Genomic DNA, 26,599 nt, shown 5'->3' with positions numbered 1-26,599 from the left:
CGCTCTATGGGAGGAGGTTAAATGGACGAGTTTAAACCGGAAGACGAGTTAAAACCTGACACCAGCGACCGCCGACCAACGCGGTCCCGCAAAACGTCGTCTGCACCAAAAATCCCTGTATCCCGACAGCATATGATGATGGGAATTGGTATCCTGGTTCTGCTGCTGCTTGTGTTAGGTATTGGGTCTGCATTGAAATCACCTGATAGCAGTAATGCGAAACAACCTGTAACACCTGCGGGTAACTCAGGTGGTGAAAAGAATATCGATATCTCCGGGTCTTCTTCAATGAGCGGCCAGTCAGGCCAGCAGCCAGCCACGTCTGAAACCCGTCCAGGCGCGAATAATGCTCAGACGGATTCGTCACAGAATGTGGGTGTTCCGCCGATTTCCCCAACGCCGACAGAAGCACAGCCAGTGCAGACACCGCCGAATCAACAGCGTGTTGAACTGCCTGGCGATCTGAATACAGCTTTGAATGACCAGCAAGGGCAGGTTGATGCTGCAGCGCAGGCAGGTCAGGGAGAGTCTTCATTGCCAACGGCGGCTGCCACGGTAGCACCAGGGGCAGAAACTCCGCGCCAGACAAGCAACAAACCTGTTACGGCTCCACGTCCGACGGCAACGCACCAGAATAAACCGGCGGCGGCCCATACGCCTGCTGCCAGTAAGCCTGCGGCGAAAGAGAGTAAACCAGCGACGACAGCCAGTCAGAGCACGCCAGCCGCGCGTAGCGGTAGCACACCCGGCGGTAACTTTACGTTGCAACTCAGCAGTGCATCGCGTTCTGACACGTTGAATGCCTGGGCGAAAAAACAAAATCTGAGTGGCTATCATGTCTATCAGACCACGCGTAACGGACAGCCTTGGTATGTGCTGGTGAGTGGCTCTTATGCGACTTCAGGTGATGCTAAACGCGCTGTTGCCTCTCTACCGGCGGAAGTTCGTGCTCAGAATCCCTGGGTAAAACCGGTTAGCCAGGTAAAAAAAGAAGCGGGTAAATAACCCCCCGCCGGGGAAACCCGGCGTATCCTTAGTGTGTGTGCGTGCCGCTGGCACGCAGAGCATTCAAAGCGCAGATATGCTGTCGGTGTAACCACAGCCTGATGAGTAAAAGTAATTAACGACAGCATGAAAAAAAATCGCGCTTTCTTGAAGTGGGCAGGTGGCAAGTACCCGTTGCTCGATGATATCCGACGCCATCTCCCAGAAGGGGACTGTTTGATCGAACCCTTCGTAGGGGCGGGCTCGGTATTCCTTAACACCCAGTACTCAAAGTACATTCTCGCAGACATTAACAGCGATCTGATTAATCTCTATAACATCGTTAAAGAACGAACAGATGAATTCGTGGCAGACGTTCGCATGCTCTTCGTGCCTGAAACGAATGATTCGGCGGTGTACTACGCCTATCGCAAAGAGTTTAATCTGTGCCGCGATGATTACCGACGAGCGGTGTTGTTTTTATACCTCAACCGCCATTGTTACAACGGCTTGTGCCGTTATAACCTGAGCGGTGAGTTCAACGTGCCGTTTGGTCGTTATCGCAGACCCTACTTTCCGCAAGATGAAATTTACTGGTTTGCCGAACGGGCCCAGCAGGCGACGTTTGTCTGCGAATCTTACGATGTTACGCTGGAAAAAGCGCAAAAGGGGGCGGTGGTCTATTGCGATCCACCCTATGCACCCCTCTCCACGACCGCTAACTTTACGGCGTACCACACCAACAGCTTTAGTATGCGTGAGCAACAGCATCTGGTCGAACTGGCTACGATGCTGGCCAACGAGCAGAGCATTACCGTGCTGATCTCCAACCACGATACGCCGCTAACACGTCAGTGGTACGAGGGCGCTATCTTGCACGAAATCAAAGTGCGTCGTTCGATCAGCCGAAGTGGCAACACGCGAAGTAAGGTCAATGAATTACTGGCGTTGTATACTGGCCGGTGATGATGCCTGAACCTCAGGCACAACCAGGGAGAAACGGATGAAACAGTTTTTAATTGCCCCATCAATTCTTTCCGCAGATTTTGCCCGCCTGGGCGAAGACACTGCTAAAGCACTGGCTGCCGGCGGTGATGTGGTTCACTTCGATGTGATGGATAACCATTATGTTCCCAATCTTACGATGGGCCCGATGGTGTTAAAAGCCCTGCGCGATTATGGCGTGACTGCGCCTATCGATGTCCATCTGATGGCCAAACCGGTTGACCGTTTGATACCTGATTTTGCCAAGGCCGGTGCCAGCTATATCACCTTCCATCCAGAAGCCTCCGAGCATGTTGATCGCACACTGCAATTGATTAAAGAGCAGGGCTGCAAGGCGGGCCTGGTGCTGAACCCGGCAACCCCTCTCAGCGTGCTTGACTATGTGATGGATAAGCTGGATGTGATCCTGCTGATGTCCGTGAACCCGGGCTTTGGTGGTCAGTCATTTATTCCGGGTACCCTGAATAAACTGCGTCAGGTACGCAAGCTGATCGACCAGAGCGGCTATGATATTCGTCTGGAAGTGGATGGTGGCGTTAAAGCGGACAACATTGGTGAGATTGCCGCAGCGGGTGCCGATATGTTTGTTGCCGGTTCAGCCATTTTTGGTCATCCCGATTACAAAAAAGTGATTGATGATATGCGCACCGAACTGGAGAAGTCTCGTCATGGGTCATTTCACTAACGTCCGTGCCCTCGCTTTTGATCTTGATGGCACGCTGACCGACAGCGCGCCAGGATTGGCGGGTGCCGTTGATGGCGCCCTCAATGAGCTGAACCTGCCCATGGCCGGTATTGAACGGGTGTCTACCTGGATTGGCAACGGGGCGGATATTCTGATCGAACGCGCCCTGACCTGGGCGCTGGGCCATGCTCCACAGAGCGACCTGCTCTCTGATGCGCGGGTGCTGCTGGATAAGCATTATGCACATAGCGTAGACGGTGGCAGCCTGCTGTATCCTGGCGTCAAAGAGACGCTGGCCGCGCTGGCTGCGCACAACCTGCCGATGGCGCTGGTCACCAATAAGCCCACACCGTTTGTTGCTCCGTTGCTGCAATCGCTCGGTATTGCCGACTATTTCTCCCTGATTATTGGTGGCGATGATGTGGTGGCAAAGAAACCCCATCCGGCGCCGCTGTTTCTGGTTTTGGGCAAGTTTGGCCTGCTACCGGGAGAGTTGGTATTTGTTGGCGATTCACGCAATGATATTCAAGCCGCGCAGGCGGCAGGATGTCCCTGCATTGGCCTGACTTACGGTTATAACTACGGTGAGCCTATTGCCACCAGCCAGCCCGATGTCACGCTTGATCACTTTAACGATTTGTTGCCCGCACTCGGGCTGTAATTATTCAGGACGGAAACATGAGCAAACCCATCGTATTTAGCGGCGCACAGCCTTCAGGTGAACTGACCATCGGTAACTATATGGGTGCGCTGCGTCAGTGGGTACAAATGCAGGATGACTATCACTGCATCTACTGCATCGTTGACCTGCACGCCATCACGGTTCGTCAGGACCCGGTTGCGCTGCGTAAGGCTACGCTGGATACGCTGGCACTCTATCTTGCCTGCGGCATCGATCCACAGAAAAGCACCATTTTTGTTCAGTCACACGTGCCTGAACATACGCAGCTTAGCTGGATCCTTAACTGTTACACCTATTTCGGTGAACTGAGCCGTATGACTCAGTTCAAAGACAAATCCGCCCGTTACGAAGAAAATATTAACGCGGGTCTGTTTGACTATCCGGTGCTGATGGCGGCAGATATCCTGTTGTATCAAACCACTCAGGTGCCAGTGGGTGACGATCAGAAACAGCATCTGGAGCTGAGTCGTGATGTGGCTTCGCGCTTTAACGCGCTGTACGGCGACATCTTTACCGTGCCAGAGCCAATTATCCCTAAATCCGGGGCGCGCGTGATGTCGCTGCTGGAGCCGACCAAGAAAATGTCCAAGTCTGATGATAACCGCAATAACGTTATCGGCCTGCTGGAAGATCCGAAGTCGGTAGTGAAGAAAATTAAACGTGCGATGACCGACGGCGATGAACCACCGGTGGTGCGTTACGATGTGAAAGAGAAACCTGGTGTGTCGAACCTGCTGGATATTTTGTCGGGTGTGACGGGTAAGACGATGGCCGAGCTGGAAGCCGAGTTTGCTGGCCAGATGTATGGCCACCTGAAAGGGGCGGTTGCGGATGCGGTATCAGCCATGCTGGGTGAGCTGCAGGAGCGTTATCACCGTTACCGCAATGATGAAGCCTTCCTTGAGCAGGTGATGCGTGATGGTGCAGCAAAAGCGCGTGCGCAGGCGCAGGGCACCCTGAAAAAAGTGTATGAGGCCATCGGCTTTGTTGCTCAGCCGTAAATCGTTATCGGTGGCAACCTGCTAAGGGTTGCCACCCGTTAAGACAGCAAGAACATCATGACTGGCGGTGCTCTTTTTTCAGTACCAGAATTGCCCCGTCATACCAGTAGAGTGTTAGCCTGTCGTTGACCGGTGCGGTAACGACGGCTCCCGGTCCCCACGGCTCATCGCCACATATCACATTGTATCCACCCGTGACCTGATAGCTGTCTTCGGGATCGTTCTCATCGGCAGACGTCAACGTGGGTCTCTTCAGACAGTTATCCGTTGCCGGATCGATGGTTCGCTGTGCGCTGCCTTGACTCCACATGATTTTATTTGGCGAAAACGTCACCACTGCGCCCATATACTGCGGATCGTTTTCCACCACAGCCTGGATCCCTGTGCTATCAACATGCACGGCATCGACGTGCCAGACACCTTCCAGCGCAGCATAGTCTGGTGTGGCCGCCATCAGCGGCTGGCTTACCAGCAAGGCGATCATCAGGTGCTTCATGGTCCTTTCCTCGCAGTGAATCAGAATGCTGAGTATAGAGGGAAAATTCACATTCAGGCTGCTGATTTTCATCGGTTCGTTCAGAGATTTCCGGCAGCAGTATTAATCCGTGATAGGGTTAACACAGTGTCTTATTGATGACGGAGGGGTTTATGCGTCCAGAATTACAGTGGATCAATCACGTTCGCCTGCCGCAGCGTGAAGGGCTTTGGCAGATTGAGAGCCAGCAGGGCAAGATTGTGCATATCGCGCCGCAGCCGCAAACGCGTGTCAGCGGTGAAGTGCTGGACGCCGAAGGTGGGCTGGCCTTCCCTCCGTTTATTGAACCGCATATTCATCTGGACACCACGCAGACAGCAGGTGAGCCTGCCTGGAATCAGTCTGGTACGCTGTTCGAAGGCATTGAGCGCTGGGCAGAGCGTAAGGCCACGCTGACGCATGAAGATGTAAAGCAGCGGGCACGTCAGACGCTGAAGTGGCAAATCGCCAACGGTATTCAACATGTGCGTACGCATATTGATGTCTCCGACCCGACGCTGACCGCGCTGAAAGCGATGCTGGAAGTGAAGCAGGAGATGGCGCCGTGGGTGGATATCCAGCTGGTGGCCTTCCCGCAGGAGGGCATTTTGTCTTACCCCGATGGTGAAGCGCTGCTGGAACAGGCATTGCAATTGGGGGCCGATGTGGTGGGGGCAATACCGCATTTTGAGTTCACCCGAGAATACGGCGTCGAATCATTGCACCGCGCTTTTGCGCTGGCGCAAAAGTATCAGCGCATGGTGGATGTGCACTGTGATGAGATCGATGATGAGCAGTCGCGTTTTGTTGAAACCGTCGCGGCGTTGGCGCACCGCGAACAGATGGGATCACGCGTGACGGCCAGTCATACCACCGCAATGCACTCCTATAATGGCGCTTATACCTCCCGCCTGTTCCGCCTGCTGAAGCTCTCCGGGATTAACTTTGTGGCTAACCCGCTGGTGAATATTCACCTACAGGGTCGCTTCGATACTTATCCCAAGCGCCGGGGTATTACGCGGGTAAAAGAGATGCTGGAGGCGGATATTAATGTCTGCTTTGGTCACGATGATGTCTTCGACCCCTGGTATCCTCTGGGGACTGCCAGCATGTTGCAGGTCTTGCACATGGGGATGCACGTGTGCCAGTTGATGGGATACGAGCAGTTGGATGCTGGCATTAACTTGATTACCACTCATAGCGCCAGAACGCTGCAGCTGAAGGATTACGGTATCCAATGTGGTAACAGTGCTAACCTGGTGATCCTGCCTGCGGAGAGCGGTTTTGATGCCTTGCGCCGTCAGGTGCCGGTGCGTTACTCCATCCGTCACGGGCGAGTGATTGCCGAAACCGTGCCTGCGGCCAGCGTCATTCATCTGGATGAAAGTGAGAAGGTGGATTTCAGGCGATGACGCCGCATAAAAAAGGCCGGATTCACCGGCCTTTTTGACATCTTAAGGTTAGTGGGAACCCATATGTCCATGCAACTTGTGCTTGCTGACGAAGCCGAGCAGCAGACACATGACAAAGACCACCGCGTACAGGCCGTTAGCGGTCGCCAGGGCCGCGTGTGCACCGCCTTTTTCTACGATCGGGCCCGTTACCACGAAGGTCAACATGGTGCCAACGGTGCCGCAGGTCAGGATGAAGTTCACCAGTTTCGGCGAAGCGACCTTAGTCTGCAACGAACCCAGCGTGATGATGGTGGTGTAGATAGCGCTGGAGAAGAAGCCCAGGCTCATCATGATCCACTTCAGCATGGAGGCATCCGTCGCGCTGATAAACCAGTACATCAGCGCAGTGGCTGCCAGGGCCAGTACGGTGAGAATGCGCTGCGGATCGAAGAAACGCAGAATGGCACTGAACGCCCACATACCGATCATATACGCGGTCCAGAAGTTACCGACCAGGCCCCCGGCTTGTTCGATACTCTGCCCCATATTTTTGGTCGCATATAGCGGCACCCAGCCAATAAAGCCAAGCTGGCCAAGGATGTAGCACAGCGCTGCGACAGCCAACAGGCCCACGCCCACGCCCCACTTCTCTTTCACTACAGGCTCGCCGCTGGTGGCTTTCTTGCCCAGTACCGGGAATTCAAAGCACAGTGCCAGAACAAAGATGGCGACATAGATAACGCCGATGCAGGCGTATACCCAGTACCACGGCAGAGAACGCGCGAGAATAGCGGCAGCAATAATCGGGAAAATGGTCCCCGCCATGCTGAAGAAGGAGTCAGTAAACAGCAGGCGAGAGCCACGCTGACGTCCTTCGTACAGATGAGTGATCAGGAACGTACCGATAGACATAGTGATACCACTCACCACGCCGAGCACAAACATGCACAGCGAGAAGACGGTGAGGCTGTGGCTGTTCATCAAGCCCAGCACGGCCAGTACCATCAGCACAAAGCCGAAGATAAGCTGACGCTTCAGTGGCACAATTTCCATCAGCCAGGCGTTAAGGAATACCGCCAGCAGGATACCGGCGTTCAGGAAGGTAAAGGTATTACTCATCTGTGCCACGGGCAGCTGGAAGTAAGCAGCAATATTCTCCAGTACCATACCGGTAACGATAACCACTGCACCGGTCAGCGCATAAGAGAAGAAGCTGATCCAGGTAAGCCCAATTCGATCGCGATTTGTCATAGTGGAAACCTGTTTGAAAGAGAAGTCGTCGGGCGGAATGCCCGTGGTAAACGGGAGAAGTTTAACGATATTCGTGATCTGCTTAAATCTTTAATGAAATGAATATCTTCATATTTCATTCATAACGTGATCATTATCACCATTCGGACTTCTCTTAGCCCGATTGCTTCAGGATGTTTACAGCGTAAATAAAGGTAAAACGCTGGCGCGTTGGTAAGCGCCTCTTTACAATCAGCGTTGTTTTTATGGTTTGTTGCACTCAGTAAGGAATCTTTCATGTTGAAACGTACTTTGACCGCAGTGGCGACCGTGCTCGCCCTGTCGACGATCTCTGCCTCCGCTATTGCCGCGAAGGGGGACACGCATGTGCTGCTGACCACTTCCGCCGGTACTATTGAACTGGAACTGAACAACCAGAAAGCACCGGTATCGGTGACTAATTTTGTGGATTACGTCAACAATGGTTTTTATAACAACACCATTTTTCACCGCGTGATCCCGGGCTTTATGCTGCAGGGCGGGGGATTCACCGCTGACATGCAGCAGAAGCAGCCTAAACCGCCGATCAAAAATGAGGCAGATAACGGCCTGCTCAATAAACGTGGCACCATTTCAATGGCGCGTACGGCTGAGAAGGACAGTGCAACCAGCCAGTTCTTTATCAACGTGGCAGACAATGCCTTCCTCGATCATGGTCAGCGTGATTTCGGCTATGCCGTCTTCGGTAAAGTGGTGAAGGGAATGGACGTGGCCGATAAGATCGCCCAGGTGCAGACGAAAACCTTTGGTCCTTACCAGAATGTTCCGGTGACCCCGGTGGTGATCCTGTCTGCTAAAGTGTTGCCATAATTTCCTGATGGCATTCTGTCAGGGCCGCCTGGTGGCGGCCCTGCTGTATCGAGCCCACCATGCTGCTTCTGATCGACAACTACGACTCCTTCACCTGGAACCTCTACCAGTATTTTTCTGAGCTGGGCGCCGAGGTATGCGTGTACCGCAATGATGAGATTACGCTGGCTGAGATTGACGCGCTGGCGCCGGGACATCTGGTAATCTCTCCGGGCCCCTGTACACCGAATGAAGCCGGGATCTCTCTTGAGGCTATCCGTTACTTTTCTGGAAAGTTGCCTATCCTTGGCGTTTGTCTGGGACACCAGGCGATCGCACAGGCCTTTGGCGCCCGCGTAGTGCGCGCACGCAAGGTTATGCACGGCAAAACATCAGCGATTGAACATCGTGATGGCGGCGTGTTTGAAGGGCTGAATCATCCCCTCACGGTGACCCGCTATCATTCATTGATTGTTGAAAGCGGCAGTCTGCCTGCTGAGTTTGAAGTGACCGCCTGGACCGTGGATGAGAATGGTCAGCCTGATGAGATCATGGGCTTCCGCCACCGCACGTTATCGCTGGAAGGGGTGCAGTTTCATCCGGAAAGCATCCTCAGCGAGCAGGGGCATCAACTGCTGGATAATTTCCTCAAACGCTGATTAACGTTTGCCTTTTAGTGACTTTTTATGCATATTTTATGACTATATTTTCACATCCCTGAAAAGACTAAATGGTGAGGTAGTGAATGGCGGCGGAAAAATTAGCGGTAACACGTGCAACGTTCGATGAGGTGATTTTGCCTGTTTATGCACCAGCACAGTTTGTGCCGGTGAAAGGGAAAGGCAGCCGCGTTTGGGATCAGCAGGGTAAAGAGTACATTGATTTCTCTGGCGGCATTGCGGTCACCGCGCTTGGGCATTGCCATCCGGCGCTGGTAGAGGCATTAAAAACTCAGGGCGAAACCCTGTGGCACACCAGCAACGTCTTTACTAACGAACCTGCCCTGCGTCTGGCGACCAAACTGATCAACGCGACCTTTGCCGAGCGAGTGTTCTTTGCTAACTCCGGTGCTGAAGCAAACGAAGCGGCGTTTAAGCTGGCGCGTTACTTCGCCACCAAACGTCACAGTCCGTTCAAAAGTAAAATCATTGCCTTCCATAACGCCTTCCACGGTCGCACGCTGTTTACGGTGTCCGTTGGCGGCCAGCCGAAGTATTCCGATGGCTTCGGGCCAAAACCTGCCGATATCGTCCACGTCCCGTTTAACGACCTGGCCGCAGTAAAAGCGGTGATTGACGATCATACCTGCGCCATTGTGGTTGAGCCGATTCAGGGAGAAGGGGGCGTGATGCCCGCGACGCCAGAGTTTATGCAGGGGCTGCGCCAGCTCTGTGATGAACATAATGCGCTGCTGGTTCTGGATGAAGTACAAAGCGGCATGGGCCGCAGCGGTAAACTGTTTGCGTATGAGCATTACGGCGTGCAGCCGGATATTCTTACCACCGCCAAAGCGCTGGGGGGGGGATTCCCGGTCAGTGCCATGTTAACGACTAACGATATTGCATCGGTCATGGCGCCTGGCGTGCACGGCACCACCTATGGCGGTAATCCGCTGGCCTGCGCGGTCGCTGAAGCAGCACTGGATATCATCAATACGCCAGAGGTGCTGGACGGTGTGGAAGAGCGCCGTCAGCTATTTGTTGATGCGCTTCAGGCGCTGGATGCCCGTTTCGACCTGTTCAGCGATATCCGTGGCAAAGGCCTGCTGATTGGCGCGGAGCTGAAATCACAGCACGCCGGTCGTGCGCGCGATATTCTTAATGCGGCGGCAGAAGCCGGTGTGATGGTGTTGGTTGCCGGAACTGACGTAATGCGTTTTGCGCCTTCGCTGGTCATTGAACCGACCGATATTGCCGAAGGTATGGCGCGGTTTGCCACGGCAGTGGAGAAAGTCCTGGGCTGATTGCGGGGGGGGGGGCATGCCCCGCCCCTACGTTGTTTCGACGATGTCAGGCATATCCCGGGCCAACGTCGGCATGGCGCTAATTCGTAGGGGTCAGGCATGCCTGTCCCGATACCGCTACGTTTTCGATTTGCGCAATCGGCGTGACAGCCAGCGGCCATGATGTGGGCGCTGGCTCCAGGTCAGTGACGAAATGGTGTGCATTACGCTGAGGTGGCCAAGGATACGCTTCACGTGTCGCTCCATAATGGTCACCGGCCCCTGATGGAAGTCCTCGGGGGCATCCAGTACATTGCTGCCTGAATCCGGTCCGTCATACTCCAGACGCTGCTGACAGCGTTGCAGGGCAATTTCGCAGGATTGCAGATAGCGCTCTGCCAGCGTGGGTGTCAGCATGGTGTGTTCTCGCGCCAGAATGGTCATGGCGTTGATATGCTCAACAATAAACTGGCTGTGCGTGACCCACAACTGCATATCGGCGAGATAGCGTGAATTAAAGCCCGGTTCCTGCATCGCCTGATGCAGTGAGTTAAACAGCGCGTTGTGCGCCTGATTCACCCGCATACGCTGGTATGCCAGTTTCTCCGCATCCTGCTCACTCCCCAGCAGCATCTGCAATGCCTCCTGATAGGTCTCCAGTGCATCGTGCGCATTTTGGCGCATTAACCCACTCTGCCACTGTGGCCACAGCCAAATCATGCCGCCAAAGGCAATCAGACAGCCCATTAGCGTGTCCATTAAGCGAGGTAGCAGGAATTGCGCCCCGTTCAGTGACAGCAGTTGCAATGTATAAACCGCGGTGACCGTGAATCCTACGGTTGCCCAGCCGTAAAACTTGCGGATAAACAGATAGCTCACCAGGGTAATCACCAGCATCACCAGCAGCACCCAGGATTCCGGGACATGTAAACCCAGCGTGGCAGCAGCTATGGCCAGTCCTGCCAGCGTTCCCAGCGCCCTGTTCTGGATACGCACTCGGGTGGCGCTGTAACCGTTGAGGCTGACAAACATCACCGTCATCAGGATCCAGTAAGGTTTCGGCAGATTGAAGAACAGGGCCAGTGAGCTGGCGAAGGTCAGCATGACTGCATAGCGTGCGGCGGTACGCAGGGCCGAGGATTTCAGCGACAGATAACTCTTCAACGCAGGAAACAGCGGCAGGCGGCGCTGGCGGTCCGCCATCAGGTCGCGACGGTACAACGGGTGCTGGGTGCGTAGCACGCGGGCGATGCGGCTGAAGTGGTAGTAGCAGAAGTTGCCTACCGGGTTATCGGGGTGCTGTCGGGATATTTTTTCCAGTGCCTGAAGCGGTTTTTCCATCGTGAAACGTTCAGGGAAGCGGTGATAGAGAATATCGTCAGCCAGTACCCGCAGGCGCGTAGCAATAGTTTGTGCATTCCAGCGGATCACCGCCTCGGCGTGGCTCTGCTCTACCAGCTTTTGTACTTCCTCCGGTTGGTGCAGACTGACAGCAATATGCTCTTGTAGATCAAGGGCAACCTGAAATGCGCGCGTCAGTCGCTGATAATGGTCGCGATTGGCGGCCAGCATATGCATCTGCTGGTAACACGTGTTAATCAGATCGACGGCTTTCTGTTGGCGGACCAGCAGCGGTGGCAGGGCGGTTTGCGGATCGGTCAGCCGGGTTAACAGGCTGTATTTCGCTTCGCAGTAATCAGCCAGCTCATGATAGAGCAGACTGAGGGTTTCGCGCATCGGCTGCTCTTTCCACAGCCAGAACCAGAACCAGTTAAACGCGCCGTACCAGACGGTACCGAGAATGAACAATAGCGGCGGCTGCCACATGGGCATACGTCCGGCCAGACTGAGGGTGAAAATGGCGGCAATCAGTGATGCCGGAAGCAGGCGGCCATGCAGCGGGCTGATTTCACCGGTGACGCCAAGTAGCAATGCCATGACCAGCAGGATCACGGGCAGTGGCACCGCTTCGGCCCCGGCGTACTGAATCAAAAAGCTACTGAAGGCAAACAGGCAACCGCCCACGAGCAGGCGTTTAAAGAAGCGTTTGTGCGGGGTATCAAGGCCGGCATTGTTACAACAGGCGGGGACTAATGAGAACAGCAGGCCATTTTGCAGGTTGCCCAGCATCCAGCCAATCGCCACGGGTAAACACAGCACCAGCGTTTGCCTGAGTGCGTAGTTAACTTCGGGGTGATAGATAATTCTCCGCCACATGAGCCACACCAAATAAAAACGGCGCGACTGGGCGTCGCGCCGTGGGTTCAGAGCCGGTTAACGTGTTCCGTAAACAACAATGGTTTTACCATGTGCGGAGATCAGGTTTTGATCTTCCAGCATTTTCAGAATACGACCCACCGTTTCGCGTGAGCAGCCGACGATCTGGCCGATCTCCTGACGGGTGATTTTGATCTGCATCCCATCCGGGTGCGTCATGGCGTCCGGTTGTTTCGCCAGATTCAGCAACGTTTGGGCAATGCGTCCGGTCACATCAAGGAAAGCTAAATTACCCACTTTCTCTGATGTTACTTGCAGGCGACTCGCCATCTGTGAAGACAGGCGCATCAGAATGTCAGGATTCACCTGAATCAACTGACGGAATTTTTTGTAGGAAATTTCAGCCACTTCACAGGCTGTTTTCGCACGTACCCATGCACTACGCTCCTGACCTTCTTCAAACAGACCCAGTTCGCCAATGAAGTCGCCCTGATTGAGGTAGGAGAGGATCATCTCTTTGCCTTCTTCATCCTTGATTAACACCGCTACTGATCCTTTAACGATGTAATAGAGGGTTTCCGCCTTCTCACCCTGATGAATCAGAGTGCTTTTGGATGGATATTTGTGAATATGGCAATGTGACAGGAACCATTCGAGTGTAGGGTCTGTTTGCGGTTTGCCGAGAACCATTCGCTGTTATCCTCTGTTGTAATCGTGCCTAAATATACCCTGTATTCGGCATGCTGCAGATGCGTTGCCGCAGGCCTGAAGCGCGAAATATTGTTGGGTATCAGGGGATGTATCCCTGCCAGGCGTTGAAATATTCAAGCGTTCCCATAGGGAAGTTATACGGGCCTCTGTTAAGAGCATGGCTCGTGCTGTCGTCCCGTTTTTTACCGTGCATGGTTATGCCAGTAAAATATTGCAGCTTCGTTTGTAGCACAGCTTTACAAGACTGTCTTCTGTTGTCTCGCTTCAGCATAGTTCGAAAAAGGCAGCGTTGCCGTTTTTGTTAGTGCAGCGTACTCTGCGTTAACTGAAACAATGAGAGGATTTTGTGATGCAAGCACGAGTTAAGTGGGTTGAAGGGATGACGTTTTTGGGAGAATCCTCATCCGGCCATCAGATTTTAATGGATGGCAATGCAGGGGATAAAGCACCCAGCCCGATGGAAATGGTGCTGATGGCTGCCGGGGGATGTAGTGCGATTGATGTCGTGTCGATTCTGCAGAAAGGCCGCCATGATGTCGCCGACTGTGAAGTCAAATTGACGTCGGAACGTCGTGAAGAGGCGCCACGTATTTTCACCCATATTAACCTGCACTTTATTGTCAGCGGCAAAGCGTTAAGTGATAAAGCGGTTTCACGTGCGGTCGACCTCTCTGCGGAGAAATACTGCTCGGTGGCGATTATGCTGGGGAGCGCGGTGAAAATTAGTCACAGTTATGAGGTGATCGACCTCGCCTGATCGGATGGACCGGGTGACAGTTTGAAGTGGCATCCCAGGCACCGTCACCCTGTCAGATAAGAGGTCAGCCGATTTTTTTGCCTTCGATCAGGCGTTTGACCAGTGGTCCCATAATCAACTCCATCGCCAGCCCCATTTTCCCACCTGGCACCACCAGGGTTTTGATATGGGAGATAAACGAACCCTGCAACATGGAGAGAAGATAGGGAAAGTCGATATCTTCCAGCCCCTGGAAGTGGATGACGACAAAGCTTTCATCCAGAGAGGGGATGCCGCGTGCCGCAAAGGGGTTAGAGGTATCCACCGTGGGTACGCGCTGGAAGTTAATATGGGTTCGGGAGAACTGTGGCGTAATAAAATTAATGTAGTCCTCCATGGAACGCACCACCGAGTCCATGACCGCTTCACGTGAGTGACCGCGTTCACCGGTATCGCGTACCAGTTTCTGAATCCACTCCAGGTTAACGATCGGCACCACGCCCACCAGCAGGTCCACCTGGTCTGCTACATTGTGTTGTGGCGTCATGACACCGCCGTGCAGTCCTTCATAAAACAGGACGTCAGTCGGTTCCGGCAATGGCTGCCAGGGCGTAAAAGTGCCCGGTACCTGATTCCACGGTACCGCTTCATCATAGGTGTGCAGATACTTGCGTGATTGTCCGGTGCCGTTTCGGCCATACTCGCTGAACGTCTGTTCCAGCAGGCCGAAATCATTGGCTTCAGGGCCAAAATAGCTGACGTGCTTTCCCATATCGCGCGCTTTGCGGATCGCCATATCCATTTCCGGGCGGGTAAAACGGTGGAAACTGTCCCCTTCGACCTCGGCTGCCCGCAGATTAAGCTGCTGAAAAATCTTCCTGAACGCTAGGCTGGTGGTGGTGGTTCCCGCCCCGCTGGAACCGGTGACGGCGATAACCGGATGTTTGGCTGACATGACGTGCAACTCCCTTCAATAGGTCGGACGGATCATAGGTAACACGTTTTACCCGTCCAAGTCATTATGGCTTCACGTATACTTATTCACGAAACTGGCCGCGCGGCATGATGTTGACGGATTCATGCAATTCCGACCACACCAGCACCACCTCGCCGCTGTTGAGCTGGCGACGGACATCGTCGACTTTCTGTTTTAGCGAGCGCTCCTGCTCGCCATAGTCGGTGCCTTCACGCAGCACGAAGGATTCAATCAAATTGTCGAGCGTCTCGGTATCCAGGTCTTTCCAGGGGATAATCATCACTTCTCCAGCCAGGTGTTAAGCCACTGAGGGATGCGCTGTTCCAGCCACATCGCAGGTTTACGCAGCGTGCCGCCGACGAAACCGACGTGCCCGCCGTGTTGCGTCAGCTGATACTCAACGCAGGCGGGCAGTAATGCCGGATCAGGGATGACCTCAGGGGTCATAAAAGGGTCATCTTTCGCGTGGATAACCAGTAACGGTTTACGCACGCCGGGGAGCAACGGCATGGCGCTGCAACGATGATAGTAGTCGCTGGCATCAGCAAAACCGTGCGCGCGTGCGGTAATCGCATCGTCAAAGTCGCGTAGCAGGCGCAGCGATTTAAGCTGAGCCAGGTCGATGGGGAGTGTTCCCGGCCACGCGCGGAGTTTGCGTTCGGCATTCTGCTTCAGCAATCCCAGCAAGTAACGTTGATAGACGCGTGAAAATCCCTGCTCCAGCCGCAGACTACAGGGTTCCAGCATCAGCGGGGCGGAAACCACTACACCGGCATCCAGCAGGCAGTTCTCACCCTGCTTGCCCATCAGGCAGGCCAGCATATTTCCGCCCAGCGAAATCCCCACCGCCGCGGTAGGAACCTGGCCCCATTCATCGCGCAGCCACTGCAAAAAGTAGCTGGCGTCTTCCGTCTCACCGGAGTGATAGATGCGGTTGAGCCTGTTCGGCACACCACTGCAACCGCGAAAATGCATCACTACGCCAAGCCAGCCGCGATCTTTCCACGCCTGAAGCAGGCCGTGCGCATAAGGGCTGTGAAAACTGCCCTCCAGCCCGTGGAACAGGACCACTCGGGGTTTGTGGCGTGCGGCCGCCGGATCTTCACTCCATGCCAGATCGACAAAGTCACTATCCGGCAACGTCAGGCGCTGCCAGTGCGGTTGCAGGGTAATGCGGCGACGGATCAGGCGCGGCAGAATGGTTTGCAGATGCGGATTGCTGGTGCCCGTTAGTGGACGAAAAGCGTTATCCGTCAGGGGGCTAAAATTTATCGGGTAAGAGCTTGTAGGATCCATAGCACGCTGTTAGCTTCGTCAGGTTGTTAATTTTTCAGAGGGGTGGGGAGCACCCGTTCTATGGAACTGAGTCTGTTTTTATCAATGTTGGGCTTTCTGTGGGTCGCGGCGATTACGCCAGGCCCTAATAATATGTTACTCACCGCCTCAGGTGCTAACTTTGGTTTTCTGCGCTCTCTGATGTTACTGATCGGCATTATGATCGGGATGCAGGTGATGCTGCTGATGGTGGCCTTTGGCGTGGGTGGTTTGATTCTGCTTTATCCTTCCCTCCATCTGTTCCTGAAAATAGCGGGCAGTGCCTACCTGCTCTGGCTGGCGTGGAAAATCGGCAGCGCGGAATACGAAAAACTGGAAACGGGTAACGCACCGGCAGCGCCGATGCCGTTCTGGCAGGGCGGTCTGTTGCAACTGATTAACCCGAAAGCCTGGCTAATGGCGCTGGGTGCCGTGGCCAGCTTCAGTCTGGCTGGTGAAGCCTACAAAAACTCGGTGATCGCCATCAGCATTGGCATGGCGCTGGTCAATCTGGTTTCCGGGGTGATTTGGTTAGGTTTCGGCACGCTGATAGGCCGCATTCTGCGTAGCCGCCGGGCCTGGACCCTTTTCAATGTCTTTATGGGGTTGTTAACAGCGGCGTGCGTATTGCTGATCTGGCATTAAAACCGCGGGCGCGGCGTGCCTCGCCCTAGGGTATTTGCTTCGGACCTGCGGTATTCCCCATTTCCCGTAGGGGCCGGGCATACCCGGCCCGGTTACTGCTTAAACCCATCGGTTTTCAGCAGGCTGTTCAGCACGGTGAGGTCGGTCTCGAACGCCAGTGTATCGTTTTCCAGCAGGCGCAAATGCTGCTGGGCAAAGGCGGAGTTCAGTGCTTGTAACGCATTCAAACACTGCTGTTCCACTTCCTGCGTTTTGCCGTGTGTGCTGAGTTGGCCGGAGAGTAACAGGCCGCGTTTCACTACCGTTGTGACCTGCGTCAGGTAACGATCCAGAAAGGCACTGCCGGGTTGGACGTCGTTAGGATCGTCCTGCATACAATCGAGAATACGTTCAGCGTAGCCCATCACACCGTCCAGCTCACTTTGCAATAACGCAGGCAGCGCGGGGTGTTGTTTCAGTTTGTGCAGTTCGAGCCAGTACACGGCGAAAGGACGCTGAGCGGTCGTCAGGACCGGTTTTTCCTCCGGCGCAGGTGGCTCCGGGGCTTGCTCCTCATACTCCTGCGCTTCTTTCTCTCCCGGTGCCCACACTGACTCATCTGCCTGTGGTCTGGGGGGAAAACGAGGCGTTGTGTCGTCTGTTTCCACCTCTTCCGCTTCGTCAGGATCGCGGCTAAACATATTAAGCCGTGAAGGAATCGCTTTACTGCTTTGCTTCAACGCAGTGCGGGCCGACTTCTTTTCAATCCAGATAGCCAGGAACAGAATGGCAGCCAGCAGGTAGAAAAAGTTCGCGTGCCAGACGTCGATATAGGTCACGAAGTACACCATTCCACCCAGCATCAGCAAACTAATCAGCAAGGTAGTGAATGATTTGAAGCGCATAAAAACAGCCAGAAAATAACCTAAGACAGCCATCCAGTAGGGGGCGGCAATAAGGTCACCATACGACAGCCATAGAATGCCAGTGGGCAGGCTCCAGTAAAAGCAGCGGCGGCGGTACATATACAGATGCAGCAACATTCCGGCGCTGGGCCATACCATAAAGATCGTGCCACCTTCCAGCTTCGGGTCGGCAGCCAGTTGTCTGACATACTCGGCAGACCAGTCATTGTTACGGGTAAAGTCGATGAACCAGACAGAAACCGCCAGCACCACAAAGTGAAAGAAGAGTTTCACCACTTTGGAATTTTTATAGAAACTGCTTAACCTGTTATCCCCCGCGTTAATCTCATTATCTGGCGCAAAAACGCGGTTAAATTCAGCCATATTCATCAGTTAAACGACCTTCATGTCGGGAGTTTTTCCGCTATTGATGACCGCCAGGCGTTGCTTCATCTCTGTTTCCATCCCGACCAGCTCCTGCTCAACTTCCAGACGGCGGGTGCGTGCATCAGAGGCAATGGTCAGCGTATCTTCCAGAGTGGTCAGCAGACGCGACTGCACGTCACGCAGCGTTTCGATATCCACTACTGAGCGCTCAACCTGCGTGGCAGTTTCCACACTGCCGCTCTGCAACAGCTCGGCGTTGCGTTTCAGCATCTGATTGGTGGTATCGGCCACCTCTTTTTGCAGGGCAGCCGCCTGGCGCTGAGAATGCAGGGAGATAGCCAGCACCATCTGACTTTTCCAAATCGGAATGGTCGAAAGAATGCTGCTCTGGATTTTCTCTGCCAGCGACTGGCTGTTGCTTTGCATCAGACGAACTTGCGGCGCGGTCTGGATAGCAATGGTTCGCGACAGCAGCAGGTCGTGCAGGCGGCGCTCAAAGCGCTGTACTGCTTCCAGCAGGTCACGCACGCGCTGTGCATCCATCGCATCACAGCTGTTTTGTGCCGTACTCTGTGCGTCAGCCAGTATCCCTGCTTCGATCTGTTGCAACTTCTGCTTGCCCGCAATGATATGCAGGCTGATCTGCTGGAAGAACTCGCGGTTACGCTGGAACAGCTGTTCAAGGGTGGCGATATTACGCAGCAGGGCGAGCTGAGCCTGCTGTAACTTTTCGGTCAGAGTATCGACCTGCTGGGTCAGCGTCTGATACTCCAGCAGCGTGCGCTCCATACTGTTGAACAGTTTGCCCAGTACCGGGACAGAGGCCAGCCAGCTTTTCTTTTGCCCCAGCACGCCGGGGTCGATGCTTTTTACCTTCATCAGCAGATCGGTGATCTGCTGGCCGATCTCACCGGCATCTTTCGCCCGCACTTCGCTCATTAACATTTCGGAAAAGCGCGAAATGCTGTTCATGGTATTAGCCCCATACGCAATCGCCATCAGCGGATCGTTAATATCGATCTGCGCCATCAGCTCGGTAACCTGCTGTTGTTCGGCGTCTGTTAAGGGTGTCCTGGTGAGGGATGTTTCAGTCAGTTCTGCGTTGAGTGGATGTTCCGTCATATTTTGTATCCTTGTGCAAAAGTGGGGGAATCATCAAGCGGGCTAAGGTATCAGGAAATTCGGTCTATAAAAATACTGTGGTGCAGGGGAAATGCGCGACGTGTAAACCCAGTTTATTCTGAAAATACGCTTAACTAAGGCTTTTACCATTTTTTGGCAAATCAATTCACAATTCTTCCTAAGCAAATTTTGATATAAAAAAGAATTTTTAATTACTTTATTACGATAGTAGCGCCCGGTTACAAAGGAGGTGTTCACCAATAACAATAATCTCTGGAGCGGGCTATGGCGGGTAAATTCACACTTTCAATTCTGGCAGCGGCATTGTCACTGACAGCACTCAGCGTTCAGGCAGTCGATGTCACCATCGCGTATCAGACATCAGCAGAACCGGCAAAAGTCGCTCAGGCTGACGGCACCTTTGCCAAAGAGAGCGGGGCGAAAGTCGACTGGCGTAAATTCGACAGCGGCTCCAGCGTGATCCGCGCACTGGCTTCCGGCGACGTACAGATCGGCAATATCGGTTCCAGCCCACTGGCGGTCGCCGCCAGTCAAAAACTGCCTATCGAAGTGTTCCTGCTGGCTTCCCAGCTGGGCAACTCTGAAGCGCTGGTGGTGAAAAAGGACATCAAAAGCCCTAAAGATCTGATTGGCAAGCGCATCGCCGTGCCCTTTATTTCGACCACGCATTACAGCCTGCTGGCGTCGCTGAAGCACTGGGACATTAAGCCGGGCCAGGTACAGATTATTAACCTGCAACCCCCGGCCATTCTTGCAGCCTGGCAGCGTGGTGACATCGATGGTGCTTACGTCTGGGCACCGGCGGTGAATCAGCTGGAAAAAGACGGCAAGGTGCTGACCGATTCCGCCCAAGTCGGGAAATGGGGGTCGCCAACGCTGGATGTGTGGGTAGTGCGTAAAGACTTTGCCCAGCAGCATCCGGAAGTGGTGACTGCCTTTGCCCGCAGCGCACTGGACGCGCAGAAAGCCTATCTTGATAACCCGCAGCAGTGGCTGAAGCAGGAAGACAACCTGACCAAGCTGTCGCGCTTCAGCGGTGTGCCGAATGCCGACGTTCCGGTTCTGGTGGAAGGAAATACCTATCTGACAGCGAAACAGCAGGTGGAGCAGCTTAACGGCCCGGTTAACAAGGCGATTGTGGATACGGCCCAGTTCCTGAAAGAGCAGGGCAAAGTGCCGGACATCGCAACGGATTACAGCAGCTATGTCACCGACCGCTTTGTGAAACCCCTCGCACAATAACAGGAGCCAGAACCATGCTGTCAGTCTCTCATCTTCGCGCCAGCTATGCAGGACAACTGGCATTACAGGATATCAACCTGTCGATCGGCAATGGAGAGCTGGTGGTGGTTCTGGGCCCATCGGGCTGTGGTAAGACGACGCTGCTGAACCTGATTGCCGGATTTATTCCGGCAGACGGTGGCAGCATTACGCTGGACGGCCAGCCGGTGAGCGGGCCGGGCGCCGACCGGGGCGTAGTGTTTCAGCATGAAGGCTTGCTGCCGTGGCGCAATGTACTGGATAACGTCGCATTCGGGCTGCAGCTGGCAGGAGTGGAAAAAAATGCCCGCCGGGCAATCGCACGCCAGATGCTGAAAAAAGTCGGGCTGGAGGGTGCTGAAAAACGCTTTATCTGGCAGCTTTCGGGCGGTATGCGCCAGCGCGTTGGCATTGCCCGCGCACTGGCGGCTGACCCGCGTCTGCTGCTGCTGGATGAACCCTTCGGCGCGCTTGACGCGTTTACCCGCGAACAGATGCAGGAGCTGCTGCTGAAATTATGGCGCGACAGTGGCAAACAGATCCTGTTGATTACGCACGATATTGAAGAAGCCGTGTTCCTCGCCAGCGAACTGATCCTGCTGTCTCCGGGGCCGGGCCGTATTGTCGAACGCCTGTCACTCGACTTTGGGCGCCGCTATGCGACGGGGGAAGCCTGCCGCGCGATTAAATCCGATCCTGCCTTTATTGAACGGCGTGAATATGTACTCGGCCGGGTGTTTCAGCAGCGAGAGGTATTTGCATGAGCTCCCTGATTAACGAAAAAAGCACGGTGCGCCGTGTGAAATGGCGCTGGCCGCTGTCGCGTCAGCTGACACTCAGCGTCGGTACACTTCTGGTGCTGCTTGCAGTGTGGTGGGGGGTTACCGCCTTACAGCTGATTGAACCGCTGTTTCTGCCGCCGCCGCAGAAGGTCTTACACCAGTTATTGACCATCGCCAGCCCTGCCGGGTTTATGGATGCCACACTGTGGCAGCATTTGGGTGCGAGCCTGACGCGCATTGTGATTGCGCTGGTGGCCGCGACGTTGATTGGCGTTCCGGTGGGCATTTTTATGGGGCTGAATAACACCGTGCGCGGCATTCTCGACCCGCTGATTGAACTGTACCGTCCGGTGCCGCCGCTGGCTTATTTGCCACTGATGGTGATCTGGTTTGGTATTGGCGAAACCTCAAAAATTTTACTGATCTACCTGGCGATTTTTGCGCCGATAGCGATGTCGGCGGTGGCCGGGGTAAAAAGTGCTCAGCAGGTCCGTCTGCGTGCCGCCCGCTCACTCGGTGCCAGCCGCTGGCAGGTGCTGTGGTATGTGGTGCTACCCGGCGCGCTGCCGGAGATCCTGACAGGTATTCGTATTGGTCTTGGCGTCGGCTGGTCGACGCTGGTGGCCGCTGAACTGATCGCCGCCACCCGCGGACTGGGCTTTATGGTGCAGTCAGCTGGCGAGTTTCTCGCCACCGATGTGGTGCTGGCCGGTATCTCGGTGATCGCCCTGATAGCTTTTGCGCTGGAGCTGGGGCTACGCGCCTTGCAGCGCCGCCTTACCCCCTGGCATGGAGTACAACAATGAACGAACGTATTAAAATTAAGGCGCTTGGCCCTTATATTGGTGCTCAGGTCAGCGATGTCGATTTGACCCGCCCGTTAAGTGATGCCCAGTTTGAGCAGCTTTATCATGCACTGATCCGCCATCAGGTTCTGTTCCTGCGTGACCAGCCATTAACCCCGCAGCAGCATCGTCAGCTGGCGGCACGGTTTGGCGACCTGCATATTCACCCGGTTTATCCGCATGCGCCGGATGTGGAGGAGATTATCGTGCTGGATACCCATGACGATAACCCGCCGGATAACGATAACTGGCATACCGATGTGACGTTTATTGAAACCCCTCCAGCCGGGGCGATCCTCGCGGCGAAGCAGTTACCCGAAACCGGAGGGGATACGCTGTGGACCAGTGGTATTGTAGCGTATAACGCGCTGTCTGAACCGTTAAAGGTGCTGCTGGGCGGGTTACAGGCCGAGCATGATTTCCGCAAAGCCTTCCAGGAATACAAATATCGCGGCAGTGAGGAAGAACATCAGCGCTGGCAGCAGGCGGTGGCGAAGAATCCGCCCGTGTTACATCCAGTGATCCGCACTCATCCGGTCAGCGGTAAAAAGGCGTTATTTGTTAATGAAGGCTTTACCACGCGTATTGTCGGTCTGACAGAGAAGGAGAGTGATGCGCTGCTGCACTTCCTGTTTGCTCATGTCACCAAACCTGACTTCCAGGTGCGCTGGCGCTGGCAGGTGGGTGATGTGGCCATCTGGGATAACCGCGTGACCCAGCACTATGCCAATGCGGATTATTTACCGGCACGGCGCATCATGCACAGAGCAACGATATTAGGGGACAAGCCCTTTTAACAAAACGGATTGTACGGAGCGAGACAAGGCGCGAGGAGACTCAGTAACACAATCGCAGCCCGGTACAGCCCGTTTTAATTGTCGATCATCAGGTTGCGGGAGAAGGTATGAACATCCGCACCCGGCTTAAGGCGATACAGTTTGGCCTTGCGTGCGCCTGTTGCCACGCTTTCCCCGGTTTCCTCAAACATCGCTGAGGCGTCAAAACGACGGATCAGGCTTTTACGCTGCACCGGGCGGTCGAGGATCGTTTCGGTCACGTCCTGCAGCTGGGTGAGGGTAAAGGCGGCAGGCAGGCAGTAGACGGGCAGCAGGGAGTAGAGCGTTTTTTGCCGCAGCCGTTGCAGGGCTTCGGCAATAATCAGCTGGTGGTCAAAGGCGATATCGCTGCGCTGTGCCAGCCCGGCCAGCGGTTGCCACTGCACATCGCTCACGTCCTCACTTTCTGCGCGGCAGTTTTCCGCGGCGATCAGCGCATACCAGGCGGTGGTCAGGCTCCAGCCGCGGGGATCACGATCTGGCCCTGACCAGGTGGCTAGTTGTTCCAGCCACGGAGGATTGACCGTGGTTTTCTCACGCAGTTTACGCAGCGCCGTGGCTCGCGTGGATTCATCCTGTTGCATATCAATAAACCCTCCCGGTAGCCCCCACCATCCGCGTTGCGGATGATTAGCACGTTGTACCAGTAACACGCACAGCTGTTCCTGCCACAGGGTAAACAGCACGCTGTCGACGGTGACAAGCGGTGCGGCATAGCGTGAGGCATCGTACTGCGCCAGATACTCTTCTTCTGATGACATCATAGGGTTCCTGCAGGAAGTGTCGCTGGGACACACTACCAGTCCCGGCGTAATGATTCAATCACGCCGCCTTTTTTGATGAGTTTTATTTTATTTAAAATCATGGTGTTAACTAGTTTTTCTCGCCACAAGTTATTTTTTACTTGTTAATTAGTGTCTCTTGGTCAATTATATAAATGTCCCTGAGACATTAATAGGTAAAAAGGAGTCTGCGATGATGAAACTGCAATTAACACTCGATGGTCAGGATGCCATGCTGGAAAGCGGCCGTTTTCCTGACGGTGCGGTCTGGGGACGTGTGCTGTCGTCGCTTGATCCGCAGGCCACCACCCTGACGCTGCGTGCCAGTGCGATGCAGACTCTGGATGACCTGATGCTGGTCGCGCAGGTGCTGGATGCGGTACGCCAGCGCTGCCTGCTGCGCCAGACGACTCTTGAGCTGCCGTGGCTGCCCTATGCCCGCCAGGACCGCACCATGCGTGACGGTGACAGTTTTGCGTTGAAAGTGTTTGCCGGTTTTCTTAATCAGCTGTGCTTTGACCGCGTGGTGGTGCTTGACCCGCACAGCGATGTGGCCGCAGGCGTTGTTGACCGTCTGGTGGCGATCCCACAGCATCGCGCTCTGATCCACAGCCGTACACTGCGGGCTGAACTGGCGCAAGGCATGATGCTGGTAGCGCCCGATGCGGGCGCGTTGAAGAAGGTGCATGCGTTGGCGCAGCAGGTTAACGCCGTGGAATACGGCATTCTGGGCAAACACCGTGATATTGCCAGCGGTGCACTGAGCGGATTCGAGCTGTTGAAAGGCAATGTGATGAACCGGGATGTGCTGATTGCTGACGACCTCTGCGATGCAGGGGGCACCTTTATCGGTTCAGCTGCGGTGTTACGTGCTGCCGGTGCGCGTTCGGTCAGCCTGTATGTCACGCACGGGCTGTTCAGCAAAGGAGTGGATCACCTGCTGAGCCAGGGTATCGACCGCATCTGGACCACCACATCACTGGCGGGACATGAACTGGCGCAGGAACGTGTAGAACTGATTGATATCGACACCATTTACCGCAGTGAAGGAGCATCCCATGCAAATTAATCCGATTCTGGCTATCGACGGCTACAAAACCACACATCGCGAACAGTACCCGGCGGGAACGAACCGCGTGTACTCCAACTTTACCCCGCGTGGAAATCGTTATTTCCACTCACCGCTGGCGGATGATGCGCTGGTGTTTTTCGGCCTGCAGGGTTTTTTACAGTGGTTTATGGTCGATTTGTTTTACGACAAATTCTTTGCCCAGCCGGAAGAGCAGGTGGTGGGCGAGTATCAGCAACTGATGGACAGCTACCTGGGAAAAAATAGCGTCAGCGTGGAGCATATCCGCGCACTGCATCGCCTGGGCTATTTGCCGCTGGCGATCAAAAGCCTGGATGAGGGCAGCAAAGTTCCAATGAAAATTCCGGTGCTGACCATCACCAATACCGTTGATGAGTTTTTCTGGCTGGTTAACTACCTTGAGAGCGTGATGTCGGCAGAGCTGTGGAAGTCTTCCACCAATGCTACCGTGGCGCACCACTATCGCCAGATCTGTCAGCAGTGGGCGGAACGGACCTGTGACGATATGACACATGTCGATTTTCAGTGTCATGACTTCTCGTTCCGCGGCATGTCAGGCCTGCATGATGCTGCACAATCGGGGGTGGGCCACCTGCTAAGTTTTACCGGTACTGACAGTCTGCCTTCTATTCTCTATGCGCAGCAGTACTACCGTCCGGCAGCAGGGACGTTTATTGCCGGGAGTATTCCTGCCACCGAGCACAGCGTGATGTGCATGGGGGAAGAGCAGGGTGAGATCGCCACCTTCCGTCGTCTGCTGACGGAGCTTTATCCGGCCGGCTTTGTTTCGGTGGTGTCCGATACCTGGGATTACTGGAAGGTGTTGACCGAATACAGCCGCGAGCTCAAACCCGAGATCATGGCGCGTGAAGGCCGTCTGGTGTTCCGCCCTGACAGCGGTGACCCGGTGGAGATACTGTGCGGCAGCGGCGACGATGCCGACCGCGATCCGGCACGCAGTGCACAGCAGAAAGGATCGGTTGAAGTGCTGTGGGAGATCTTCGGCGGCACGATTAATGCGAAGGGCTACAAGGTGCTGGACCCGCATGTTGGCCTGATCTACGGCGACTCGATTACCCTTGAGCGCGCCAATCTGATCCTGAGCCGTCTGGAGGCCAAAGGTTTTGCCAGCAGCAATGTGGTGTTCGGCGTCGGGTCTTATACTTACCAGTACAACACGCGTGACACCTTTGGTTTCGCGATGAAAGCGACCTATGGTGAAGTGAACGGTGAGGGACGTGAGATCTTCAAACAGCCTAAAACGGACAACGGCATGAAAAACTCTGCGCGGGGCCTGTTACGGGTGGAAAAAGATGATGAAGGGAAATATCGGCTGCTGGACGGTCAGAGCTGGCAGCAGGAGCAGGGCGGGGAGCTGAAAATCCGTTTCCTGGATGGAAAGCTGTATAACGTGGAGGACCTGACCACGCTGCGCCAGCGTCTGGCGGCGGAGTAACGGGACGCGGGTCGGGCATGCCCGACCCCTACGAATGCGCCATCCCGGAAAATCAGTGTCGTAGGGGCATGGCATGCCGCGCCCGGTTGTGTCCCAGAGTGCGCCATCCCGGAAAATTAGTGTCGTAGGGGCATAGCATGCCGCGCCCGGTTGTGTCCCAGAGTGCGTTATCCCGATAAATCAGTGTCGTAGGGGCGTGGCATGCCGCGCCCGGTTTTGTCCCAGAGTACGCCATCCCGGAAAATCAGT

27 protein-coding genes are annotated in these 26,599 nt (G+C 54.8%); 17 read left to right on the top strand and 10 right to left on the bottom strand.

Annotated features, from left to right (window positions below; all coding sequences use genetic code 11):
- Window positions 1-21: 21 nt before the first annotated feature.
- The 5 genes from WH279_RS00400 (at window position 22) to trpS (ending at window position 4,357) form a co-directional block, all read left to right on the top strand.
- On the top strand, window positions 22-1,005 hold the full coding sequence (locus tag WH279_RS00400; protein WP_339454567.1) for an SPOR domain-containing protein: 984 nt from the start codon (window positions 22-24) through the stop codon (window positions 1,003-1,005).
- Between the two features lie 126 nt (window positions 1,006-1,131).
- Window positions 1,132-1,950: an adenine-specific DNA-methyltransferase gene (gene dam / locus WH279_RS00395; protein WP_200642655.1), complete on the top strand. Its 819-nt coding sequence runs from the start codon at window positions 1,132-1,134 to the stop codon at window positions 1,948-1,950.
- A gap of 37 nt (window positions 1,951-1,987) precedes the next feature.
- A complete protein-coding gene (gene rpe, locus WH279_RS00390) occupies window positions 1,988-2,674 on the top strand; it encodes a ribulose-phosphate 3-epimerase (protein ID WP_133846669.1) in 687 nt (228 codons plus the stop codon).
- Complete coding sequence (locus tag WH279_RS00385; RefSeq protein WP_200642656.1) at window positions 2,658-3,335, top strand: phosphoglycolate phosphatase; 678 nt, start codon at window positions 2,658-2,660, stop codon at window positions 3,333-3,335. Before rpe ends, WH279_RS00385 begins: the two co-directional genes overlap by 17 nt.
- 17 nt (window positions 3,336-3,352) lie before the next feature.
- Entirely contained in the window at window positions 3,353-4,357 is a 1,005-nt protein-coding gene (gene trpS, locus WH279_RS00380; RefSeq protein WP_200642657.1) for a tryptophan--tRNA ligase, read from the top strand.
- A gap of 55 nt (window positions 4,358-4,412) precedes the next feature.
- Here the strand turns inward: trpS and WH279_RS00375 are convergent, their stop codons facing one another.
- Window positions 4,413-4,853, bottom strand: a complete 441-nt coding sequence (locus WH279_RS00375; RefSeq protein WP_200642658.1) for a hypothetical protein — start codon at window positions 4,851-4,853, stop codon at window positions 4,413-4,415.
- Between the two features lie 152 nt (window positions 4,854-5,005).
- On the opposite strand from WH279_RS00375, the gene WH279_RS00370 reads away from it, so the two are divergent.
- A complete protein-coding gene (locus tag WH279_RS00370) occupies window positions 5,006-6,283 on the top strand; it encodes a cytosine deaminase (RefSeq protein ID WP_339454559.1) in 1,278 nt (425 codons plus the stop codon).
- Between the two features lie 48 nt (window positions 6,284-6,331).
- Here the strand turns inward: WH279_RS00370 and tsgA are convergent, their stop codons facing one another.
- Window positions 6,332-7,516 (bottom strand): MFS transporter TsgA, encoded by a 1,185-nt coding sequence (tsgA, locus tag WH279_RS00365; RefSeq protein ID WP_200642660.1) that lies wholly within the window; start codon window positions 7,514-7,516, stop codon window positions 6,332-6,334.
- 276 nt (window positions 7,517-7,792) lie between these two features.
- Between tsgA and ppiA the strand changes: the two genes are divergently transcribed.
- The 3 genes from ppiA (at window position 7,793) to argD (ending at window position 10,307) form a co-directional block, all read left to right on the top strand.
- Window positions 7,793-8,365 carry a peptidylprolyl isomerase A gene (gene ppiA, locus WH279_RS00360; protein WP_133846675.1) on the top strand — a complete coding sequence of 191 codons (573 nt, stop codon included), beginning with the start codon at window positions 7,793-7,795 and terminating at the stop codon, window positions 8,363-8,365.
- Between the two features lie 59 nt (window positions 8,366-8,424).
- Complete coding sequence (locus WH279_RS00355; RefSeq protein ID WP_227535592.1) at window positions 8,425-9,003, top strand: aminodeoxychorismate synthase component II; 579 nt, start codon at window positions 8,425-8,427, stop codon at window positions 9,001-9,003.
- 86 nt (window positions 9,004-9,089) lie between these two features.
- Window positions 9,090-10,307 (top strand): bifunctional acetylornithine/succinyldiaminopimelate transaminase, encoded by a 1,218-nt coding sequence (argD, locus tag WH279_RS00350; protein ID WP_200642662.1) that lies wholly within the window; start codon window positions 9,090-9,092, stop codon window positions 10,305-10,307.
- 117 nt (window positions 10,308-10,424) lie between these two features.
- On the opposite strand, the gene WH279_RS00345 is transcribed toward argD, so the two are convergent.
- Together WH279_RS00345 and crp are read right to left on the bottom strand one after the other, a co-directional pair.
- Window positions 10,425-12,503: a YccS/YhfK family putative transporter gene (locus tag WH279_RS00345; protein WP_339454554.1), complete on the bottom strand. Its 2,079-nt coding sequence runs from the start codon at window positions 12,501-12,503 to the stop codon at window positions 10,425-10,427.
- Window positions 12,504-12,560: 57 nt separating this feature from the next.
- Window positions 12,561-13,193: a cAMP-activated global transcriptional regulator CRP gene (crp, locus tag WH279_RS00340; protein ID WP_011412109.1), complete on the bottom strand. Its 633-nt coding sequence runs from the start codon at window positions 13,191-13,193 to the stop codon at window positions 12,561-12,563.
- Between the two features lie 370 nt (window positions 13,194-13,563).
- On the opposite strand from crp, the gene WH279_RS00335 reads away from it, so the two are divergent.
- Complete coding sequence (locus tag WH279_RS00335; RefSeq protein WP_339454552.1) at window positions 13,564-13,971, top strand: OsmC family protein; 408 nt, start codon at window positions 13,564-13,566, stop codon at window positions 13,969-13,971.
- Window positions 13,972-14,035: 64 nt separating this feature from the next.
- On the opposite strand, the gene WH279_RS00330 is transcribed toward WH279_RS00335, so the two are convergent.
- The 3 genes from WH279_RS00330 to WH279_RS00320 form a co-directional block, all read right to left on the bottom strand.
- Complete coding sequence (locus tag WH279_RS00330; RefSeq protein ID WP_200642665.1) at window positions 14,036-14,905, bottom strand: phosphoribulokinase; 870 nt, start codon at window positions 14,903-14,905, stop codon at window positions 14,036-14,038.
- A gap of 82 nt (window positions 14,906-14,987) precedes the next feature.
- Entirely contained in the window at window positions 14,988-15,206 is a 219-nt protein-coding gene (locus tag WH279_RS00325; RefSeq protein WP_133846705.1) for a YheU family protein, read from the bottom strand.
- Window positions 15,206-16,222, bottom strand: coding sequence for a hydrolase (locus tag WH279_RS00320; RefSeq protein WP_339454542.1), 1,017 nt, complete (start codon window positions 16,220-16,222; stop codon window positions 15,206-15,208). Before WH279_RS00320 ends, WH279_RS00325 begins: the two co-directional genes overlap by 1 nt.
- Window positions 16,223-16,282: 60 nt before the next feature.
- On the opposite strand from WH279_RS00320, the gene WH279_RS00315 reads away from it, so the two are divergent.
- A complete protein-coding gene (locus WH279_RS00315; RefSeq protein WP_339454540.1) occupies window positions 16,283-16,885 on the top strand; it encodes a LysE family translocator in 603 nt (200 codons plus the stop codon).
- A gap of 92 nt (window positions 16,886-16,977) precedes the next feature.
- Here WH279_RS00315 and WH279_RS00310 read toward each other — a convergent pair whose 3' ends face one another.
- Window positions 16,978-18,159 carry a hypothetical protein gene (locus tag WH279_RS00310; RefSeq protein WP_339454538.1) on the bottom strand — a complete coding sequence of 394 codons (1,182 nt, stop codon included), beginning with the start codon at window positions 18,157-18,159 and terminating at the stop codon, window positions 16,978-16,980.
- A 3-nt stretch (window positions 18,160-18,162) separates the two neighbouring features.
- On the bottom strand, window positions 18,163-19,278 hold the full coding sequence (locus WH279_RS00305) for a toxic anion resistance protein (protein WP_339454536.1): 1,116 nt from the start codon (window positions 19,276-19,278) through the stop codon (window positions 18,163-18,165).
- Window positions 19,279-19,563: 285 nt separating this feature from the next.
- Here WH279_RS00305 and tauA point away from each other — a divergent pair, with 285 nt between their 5' ends.
- The 4 genes from tauA to tauD are packed head-to-tail and all read left to right on the top strand — an operon-like array spanning window position 19,564 to window position 22,983.
- On the top strand, window positions 19,564-20,541 hold the full coding sequence (tauA, locus tag WH279_RS00300) for a taurine ABC transporter substrate-binding protein (RefSeq protein WP_339454534.1): 978 nt from the start codon (window positions 19,564-19,566) through the stop codon (window positions 20,539-20,541).
- 14 nt (window positions 20,542-20,555) lie between these two features.
- Complete coding sequence (tauB, locus tag WH279_RS00295; RefSeq protein WP_339454532.1) at window positions 20,556-21,323, top strand: taurine ABC transporter ATP-binding subunit; 768 nt, start codon at window positions 20,556-20,558, stop codon at window positions 21,321-21,323.
- Window positions 21,320-22,147, top strand: a complete 828-nt coding sequence (gene tauC, locus WH279_RS00290) for a taurine ABC transporter permease TauC (protein WP_339454530.1) — start codon at window positions 21,320-21,322, stop codon at window positions 22,145-22,147. The genes tauB and tauC overlap by 4 nt, the downstream gene beginning before the upstream one ends.
- Complete coding sequence (gene tauD, locus WH279_RS00285) at window positions 22,144-22,983, top strand: taurine dioxygenase (protein WP_339454528.1); 840 nt, start codon at window positions 22,144-22,146, stop codon at window positions 22,981-22,983. Before tauC ends, tauD begins: the two co-directional genes overlap by 4 nt.
- A gap of 74 nt (window positions 22,984-23,057) precedes the next feature.
- Here the strand turns inward: tauD and WH279_RS00280 are convergent, their stop codons facing one another.
- Window positions 23,058-23,783, bottom strand: a complete 726-nt coding sequence (locus WH279_RS00280) for an NUDIX hydrolase (RefSeq protein ID WP_339454889.1) — start codon at window positions 23,781-23,783, stop codon at window positions 23,058-23,060.
- A 214-nt stretch (window positions 23,784-23,997) separates the two neighbouring features.
- On the opposite strand from WH279_RS00280, the gene prs reads away from it, so the two are divergent.
- Entirely contained in the window at window positions 23,998-24,873 is an 876-nt protein-coding gene (gene prs / locus WH279_RS00275; protein ID WP_339454526.1) for a ribose-phosphate diphosphokinase, read from the top strand.
- Complete coding sequence (locus WH279_RS00270) at window positions 24,863-26,350, top strand: nicotinate phosphoribosyltransferase (protein ID WP_339454524.1); 1,488 nt, start codon at window positions 24,863-24,865, stop codon at window positions 26,348-26,350. Before prs ends, WH279_RS00270 begins: the two co-directional genes overlap by 11 nt.
- The last annotated feature ends 249 nt before the right edge of the window (window positions 26,351-26,599 follow it).

It is taken from the genome of Erwinia sp. MYb375 (assembly GCF_037479175.1).
Lineage (GTDB): Bacteria > Pseudomonadota > Gammaproteobacteria > Enterobacterales > Enterobacteriaceae > Erwinia > Erwinia rhapontici.
The sequence above is the reverse complement of the archived record's forward strand: the minus strand, read 5'-3'. Positions and strand labels throughout refer to the sequence as shown.

Excerpts from the sequence above, each read along its gene's own strand:
- WH279_RS00400 (WP_339454567.1), top strand. The coding sequence starts at position 22 with ATGGACGAGTTTAAACCGGAAGACGAGTTAAAACCTGACACCAGCGAC.
- dam (WP_200642655.1), top strand. The coding sequence starts at position 1,132 with ATGAAAAAAAATCGCGCTTTCTTGAAGTGGGCAGGTGGCAAGTACCCG.
- rpe (WP_133846669.1), top strand. The coding sequence starts at position 1,988 with ATGAAACAGTTTTTAATTGCCCCATCAATTCTTTCCGCAGATTTTGCC.
- WH279_RS00385 (WP_200642656.1), top strand. The coding sequence starts at position 2,658 with ATGGGTCATTTCACTAACGTCCGTGCCCTCGCTTTTGATCTTGATGGC.
- trpS (WP_200642657.1), top strand. The coding sequence starts at position 3,353 with ATGAGCAAACCCATCGTATTTAGCGGCGCACAGCCTTCAGGTGAACTG.
- WH279_RS00375 (WP_200642658.1), bottom strand. The coding sequence starts at position 4,853 with ATGAAGCACCTGATGATCGCCTTGCTGGTAAGCCAGCCGCTGATGGCG.
- WH279_RS00370 (WP_339454559.1), top strand. The coding sequence starts at position 5,006 with ATGCGTCCAGAATTACAGTGGATCAATCACGTTCGCCTGCCGCAGCGT.
- tsgA (WP_200642660.1), bottom strand. The coding sequence starts at position 7,516 with ATGACAAATCGCGATCGAATTGGGCTTACCTGGATCAGCTTCTTCTCT.
- ppiA (WP_133846675.1), top strand. The coding sequence starts at position 7,793 with ATGTTGAAACGTACTTTGACCGCAGTGGCGACCGTGCTCGCCCTGTCG.
- WH279_RS00355 (WP_227535592.1), top strand. The coding sequence starts at position 8,425 with ATGCTGCTTCTGATCGACAACTACGACTCCTTCACCTGGAACCTCTAC.
- argD (WP_200642662.1), top strand. The coding sequence starts at position 9,090 with ATGGCGGCGGAAAAATTAGCGGTAACACGTGCAACGTTCGATGAGGTG.
- WH279_RS00345 (WP_339454554.1), bottom strand. The coding sequence starts at position 12,503 with ATGTGGCGGAGAATTATCTATCACCCCGAAGTTAACTACGCACTCAGG.
- crp (WP_011412109.1), bottom strand. The coding sequence starts at position 13,193 with ATGGTTCTCGGCAAACCGCAAACAGACCCTACACTCGAATGGTTCCTG.
- WH279_RS00335 (WP_339454552.1), top strand. The coding sequence starts at position 13,564 with ATGCAAGCACGAGTTAAGTGGGTTGAAGGGATGACGTTTTTGGGAGAA.
- WH279_RS00330 (WP_200642665.1), bottom strand. The coding sequence starts at position 14,905 with ATGTCAGCCAAACATCCGGTTATCGCCGTCACCGGTTCCAGCGGGGCG.
- WH279_RS00325 (WP_133846705.1), bottom strand. The coding sequence starts at position 15,206 with ATGATTATCCCCTGGAAAGACCTGGATACCGAGACGCTCGACAATTTG.
- WH279_RS00320 (WP_339454542.1), bottom strand. The coding sequence starts at position 16,222 with ATGGATCCTACAAGCTCTTACCCGATAAATTTTAGCCCCCTGACGGAT.
- WH279_RS00315 (WP_339454540.1), top strand. The coding sequence starts at position 16,283 with ATGGAACTGAGTCTGTTTTTATCAATGTTGGGCTTTCTGTGGGTCGCG.
- WH279_RS00310 (WP_339454538.1), bottom strand. The coding sequence starts at position 18,159 with ATGAATATGGCTGAATTTAACCGCGTTTTTGCGCCAGATAATGAGATT.
- WH279_RS00305 (WP_339454536.1), bottom strand. The coding sequence starts at position 19,278 with ATGACGGAACATCCACTCAACGCAGAACTGACTGAAACATCCCTCACC.
- tauA (WP_339454534.1), top strand. The coding sequence starts at position 19,564 with ATGGCGGGTAAATTCACACTTTCAATTCTGGCAGCGGCATTGTCACTG.
- tauB (WP_339454532.1), top strand. The coding sequence starts at position 20,556 with ATGCTGTCAGTCTCTCATCTTCGCGCCAGCTATGCAGGACAACTGGCA.
- tauC (WP_339454530.1), top strand. The coding sequence starts at position 21,320 with ATGAGCTCCCTGATTAACGAAAAAAGCACGGTGCGCCGTGTGAAATGG.
- tauD (WP_339454528.1), top strand. The coding sequence starts at position 22,144 with ATGAACGAACGTATTAAAATTAAGGCGCTTGGCCCTTATATTGGTGCT.
- WH279_RS00280 (WP_339454889.1), bottom strand. The coding sequence starts at position 23,783 with ATGTCATCAGAAGAAGAGTATCTGGCGCAGTACGATGCCTCACGCTAT.
- prs (WP_339454526.1), top strand. The coding sequence starts at position 23,998 with ATGATGAAACTGCAATTAACACTCGATGGTCAGGATGCCATGCTGGAA.
- WH279_RS00270 (WP_339454524.1), top strand. The coding sequence starts at position 24,863 with ATGCAAATTAATCCGATTCTGGCTATCGACGGCTACAAAACCACACAT.